This window comes from uncultured Mucilaginibacter sp., assembly GCF_903913935.1.
Taxonomy (GTDB): Bacteria; Bacteroidota; Bacteroidia; order Sphingobacteriales; family Sphingobacteriaceae; genus Mucilaginibacter.
On record NZ_CAIWNH010000388.1, the window covers coordinates 1 to 5,292 of the forward strand.

The following is a 5,292-nucleotide window of genomic DNA, read 5'->3' on the forward strand; positions in this document are numbered from 1 at the left end:
CACCTGGAAGTTTTTCAATGAATCCCATGACGGCTTAAACGGCCCCGGGGCCACAGATTCACCCTTGGGTCCGCTTAGAAAGTTACATGCGCTGATGGTTCTACCCAAAGCAATTGCCGGGATCGCTGTAATTGCAGTTTTTATTAAAGTTCTTCTTTTCATCTGTTATTTGGTTGTTTGAAACCTATTCATGTTTCCTGTCTGCAATTTCCGAATTCCGGTATATGATCACCGGTATACCACCGTTTACCTCGACCTGCATCCTGCCATCCTCCACATCTACTTTTACCTGTGAACGATGATCGGTATATAAAGCCCTCGCCGTAATTGCGGCAGGGGTCCATCCTGAAGGAATAGGCGCAGACAACGTCTTGGATTCCCTCGAAAAGAATGCCACGCGATCGCTGTCTATTGGGCAGAATGTCGCATTATTGGCGGCAATTTTCACCCCGTTTGCTGTAATCGAATAGTTGTCGCCCATCCAGTCATTTTCTATATATGAGTTTTGGGCAAGTTTAATTTTTGTAGTAAAACCATTGTGTGTATAGTCTTCTACAGGTTTGTCATGTACTTTGCTGAACGGTAGTACCGTTAAAAAATAATAATCAATAATATAATTACGATCTGTGCTGTTATTGTACCATTGTATAGAACGGCAATTCCAGAAGAGACTTCTTTTGGGGTCGTTGCGCGGAAAGTCTCCGCCGGTTCCCCAAATAGCCGATTTACGGTATATCGTGGCTATCAGCGGTATGGGTTCTCCACCAAAAAAAGAGCTGCCGCCGCCGAAACCATCAGCAGAAATGGCCAACTTGCCAATAAAAGGATACCTCAGGTGCTCTGACATCACCGCGATTCCCTTATCACGTAACGCGTCAATGATCTGGTATTTACCATCAACCAGGTTTTTGTAGCCGCTTGCGGGATGCTGCGGGTCCCAGTCGTTGCGGATAGCAAACCAGGACATGGCATCAATCAGCAGTGCGTCATGGATTTTATAGCGATCCATAGTATAATTTATACGCTGCGTGCCCCATTTTTTCATGTATTTTGCCATCCCAACAATAAAGGAATATTCACCTGCCCAATCACGCGAACGCCAGACGCGGCCGTCTGGACGCCTTGCGATAAAAGCAGTATCAAACTGCGGGCTGCTTTTATAGGCATCATCATAATTAACATTCAGGCTTACGTTCGCATTATAGCGCGGTCCATCGCTGATGAGCTTTTTTAAACCTTCATACCCCCCTATACTTTCGTTGACTTTATCCTCGGAAGGGAAACCTGTATCCTGACCATCATAAACCCAGCCGCTTATTAATGGCAATTGGGGAGCATAATCGGTTAGCGCCGCAATATCGCTTATGAGCTTTTCACTTTGTTCAAAAGTAGTGCGCGGTTCCTTGTCTGGTTTGTACTTTCCGGCAATAAGATAGACAAACCTGTCATTAAAATACGTTGTAGGCGACGCAGGCATACGGTCGGCCACAATCCGGGCTCCGTCCAGCCAATCGGCCGCGCCGTTTTTATTCCTGCCGCCTGTAAAGTCGAACCTGCAGCGCGACTGCTGTCCTACCAGTAAATTGGGTGTTTCATTATTCCCACTTACCCGGTCGCCCCCGTCATTCATATCATATGAGCGGCCGCCATGAACCCGGTAAACCTGCGTCGTTCCTATTCTTGCGTGATGATGACCATTGCCGCCTGAAATTTCAATTTTAGTACCATCCATAAAAGCGGACACCTCCATTACGCAGGCAACTTTTGCTAAGCCGATCACCGCAACTGGAAGTACGTAACCAATATCACCAAAGTTACCGTCAAACGGAATTGTCCCAGACCTGGCGTTTTTAAGGTCGACCAATTCTCCTCCTCCCATACTATGTGCGAGCCATCCGCCGCCATCTTCCTCATGAACGGTAGCTATATCCGGCATAGCTGTTTCAATCAGTTCAAAACCAGCAAATTCCCGGACTTGGTCCATTGTGATCACCAGCGCGGCATCCTTCAGTACATACTTAATGTGAAAAGACGTTGCGCGCCGTCCATTCAACGAAGCCTCAAAAAGTATGTCGGCCTGGTCATTTTCTATTTTTATCCTAACCGGGGAAAGTTTTAATTCGATGTATTGACGCGGTTTTAGCCTACAAACCGTGGCATTCAGTTTACGTGAGGAATCGACACCCCAGATATTTGATCCCTTAAACAGATAATTATAAGGAAGACCTGTAGTCCGGTCGATATTCACCGTCAGCAGGGGGGATTTTATAGTGGCCAGATTTTTCGGAATCCGGGGATGGGCGAAAGCCATGGCAGATACAACGGTCGCCAGAAAAAGGCTTACACTTATCAACCTTAACCACAATGCAGAATTATTTTCTTTTTTGAAGATGTGTAAGTCGTTCCTGGGGTAATAGTTCATAATTAAAGTCAAATAGTAAATATTGTTCTAATTCCTGGTTTACTTAATAAGTATCTGGCGAATTTATCTTCGTCCGCAGCGCAGTTGACCCATCTTCAACCCTTGTTGCATTCCGTATCTAAATTACTTGCAAGCATATTTATAGCTTAAGCGTCAGGTCAAAAAAACTAAAACACAGAAACGATCTATTAACCTTTAGGCGAGCGTACCGGTGATAAAAAATGTGCCCCTGGTTATAATTTCGCCTGTCCGTATTTCTTTATTCCCCCGTTATACGTACCGGCCCCAATAAACCTGAAGAAACCAAAGGCGAATTTTTATCAAAATAATTCCATGTAGTAAAACAGTAGCGCCCCTTAGATGGACGCGGCTCGTTTTTCAGGAACCATTCCGGAAACTCTTTCATTGACTTCCCGCCGCGAAATCCCGGGATCCATTCACAGTCATCGGGCTCCTGTTCATCACCGATAAGCCTGTTGGCCCACACGTTCGTCACTTCGATAAGGAGTTCATTGTCTTTAGTTCTAAGCAATCCAGCGGGTATCTTTACATGCCAGGGTGCAGTCCAAATTACCCCTAGGTCTTTATTGTTCAATGTAACCCTTGCGATATGCTTTACGACGCCTAAATCTAAATACAGGGTCGGTAATCTGGCGTCCGGCGCCAACGGCCCATCAAATTTCTTTCGATATACCGCAGTGCCGCTGAAGTATTTTATACCTTTCTCCTCCCGCGTGGTCCAGTCGCTTAAATTGTTAAAGGTTACAGGATCCTGGGGGCCACCCCAACGCTGGTCGAACTGGACCTGCCAGGGGCCGGTTATTTTTAACAACTCTTCTTCCCGGCGAAAATTAGCGGTCATTGAAATACTATGGTTTGCCAGCTTGCGACGAAAAACAATGAAGAAACTTTGCGCTTTTTCAAACTCGATAGGTATAGTAATTCCGGTACTGTCTGTTTTGAACTGCGGCAAATCTCTCATTGAGCCGGTCACCGGGTCCCAGATTTCAGGCTGCATCCCCTGAATATTAAAAAAGCAATTGGCACTTCCTTTATTACGGGCGATATTCGCGACAAAAAACACGTCAGTATGCTGTAATTGCCTGTGAATATGCTTTACTACGATATCGCCAGCTAAATTAGCGGCGTTGAACTCTTCCGGATTAGCTGACGCAATATTTCCCCACTGCAGCAAGGCCTGGCAGCGTTTCCAGTAATTAATGGTTTCCTTTCCAGGCTCCCACCAGGTTTGCGTTCGATCAAAATGAGTCCCCCAGTCACCCATAGTCAAACCGGGCTTATATTTATCATTGAAAGATTGTTGTACAAACCGATGTATCACCAGTCTATTTACGCCGTCACAAAAAGCTGCATCCCCTATTGGCTTTAGCCATTCCGGCGTTTCATTCCATTTACTATCCCGTGGGTCGCCTGTGAAAGCTTCTGCTTCAATGATATTCTGCCCTGATTTTCTGAGTGCCGCCACCGTTGGTACAAGTTCAAAAGGAGAATACTTTCCTTCATGAGTCCAGAACTCAGTCATCACGGTCTGGACATACGGCATCACCTCATCCTGGCGCCACGGGCCGCCGTATGGTTCGCACAAGAAATTTAAATGGGCAGCCCTTAATTTTTTTGCTAGCGTTGCAAAATACACATCACGGTATAGATCTTTTACGGTCACATCAAAATCGTCGGTAAACAGCACAGAGTCCTTTTTTTCACTACCGATGATTCGACCGGCAAAAGTTGGCAGGTAAGGCGTAATATCATACCCTCTTCTTGCAACAAATTCCTGCTTCATTTTAGCCGTCCAGGTCGGAATTCCAGCTTCATAACTATCAAAATGAACGCTGCTGAAGCCTTTCCCTATTAAATCCCCCAAATGTTCCTTTATTTCACCAATAATATGATCAAGGTGAAAACTTACTGCTTCGAGGTTCATTTTGTCACATTCGAGTCCGGTAGCCCTCCATTGTGCTGGCTGCATCAAAGTTCCGCTTGTCGTATGCCCGAATCTGTAGATGATCCAGTTGCCTTCGGGAACCTCCCAATCAAGGCTGCCGTCCGGCTTCATTTTAGCTGTCAGGTCTATTACTTTATTTAAAGGCACTATGCCATCGGCAGGAAGTGCCAGTACTGCAATATCTTTGTAATAAGTCCCTCTTGCCGCAATTTCCGGAATCTCAACAAGGCCTGTGTTCGGATTATATACCGGATAAGGGGTGTTGCCCCGAAGATTTACCTTAGGCTTCGATAACCTGGTTAGCAGGTGTTTATTTCCGGTGACCGAATCTACCGACCAGCACAGCTCCTGCATGGAACGCTCCGGTGTAATCCAGGTACCTCCGCTTGCTTCATATCCTGCACCGTTAAACATCCCGAAGTCCATCCCCAGCCGCTTAGATTCTTCGGCCGCGTGCCGTACCATTTTCCACCATGGTTCCGTCCATGCTATTAATTCCGGTGTAGGACTTTTTCCGATCTGACCTGCCCATGGAGTGGTAATATCTGCCAGGCTGAACATCGTTGTCCTGTTAAAACCTTCCTTTTTTAAAGCCTCCAGGTCTCTGGTAATTCCTTCTTTACTTAGATTTGAGCCCATCCACATCCATAATACGCCAGGGCTTGCCGATGGCGGTGGATCAAGAAATTCGCTTTCAGGGTCCGGAAACAATAGCTTTTCACCGGGGTTACCGGCAGTCACCATTTGCTGTCCATTTGCTGCCATGCAACGAATCAATATGGTCAAAAAAAAGAAGACTTTTAAAAATTTGGTGTTTTTAAGCATAGCGTCTTTATACTAAGAATTTCTATTTCAATATATTCTACGATAGTGCCCCATAAGTTTAACTATCCGAGCCCATAAA

Annotated in this window: 2 protein-coding genes; both read right to left on the reverse strand. The window is 45.7% G+C overall.

Features of this window, described 5'->3' with window-relative positions; genetic code table 11:
• Positions 1–184: 184 nt before the first annotated feature.
• Complete coding sequence (locus QZY09_RS15580; protein WP_295673852.1) at positions 185–2,422, reverse strand: endo-alpha-N-acetylgalactosaminidase family protein; 2,238 nt, start codon at positions 2,420–2,422, stop codon at positions 185–187.
• Between the two features lie 259 nt (positions 2,423–2,681).
• Positions 2,682–5,153 carry a glycosyl hydrolase gene (locus tag QZY09_RS15585; protein WP_295673854.1) on the reverse strand — a complete coding sequence of 824 codons (2,472 nt, stop codon included), beginning with the start codon at positions 5,151–5,153 and terminating at the stop codon, positions 2,682–2,684.
• Between the last annotated feature and the right edge of the window lie 139 nt (positions 5,154–5,292).

Coding starts and splice junctions, on each gene's coding strand:
- QZY09_RS15585 (WP_295673854.1), bottom strand. CDS start 5,153: ATGGCAGCAAATGGACAGCAAATGGTGACTGCCGGTAACCCCGGTGAA.
- QZY09_RS15580 (WP_295673852.1), bottom strand. CDS start 2,422: ATGAACTATTACCCCAGGAACGACTTACACATCTTCAAAAAAGAAAAT.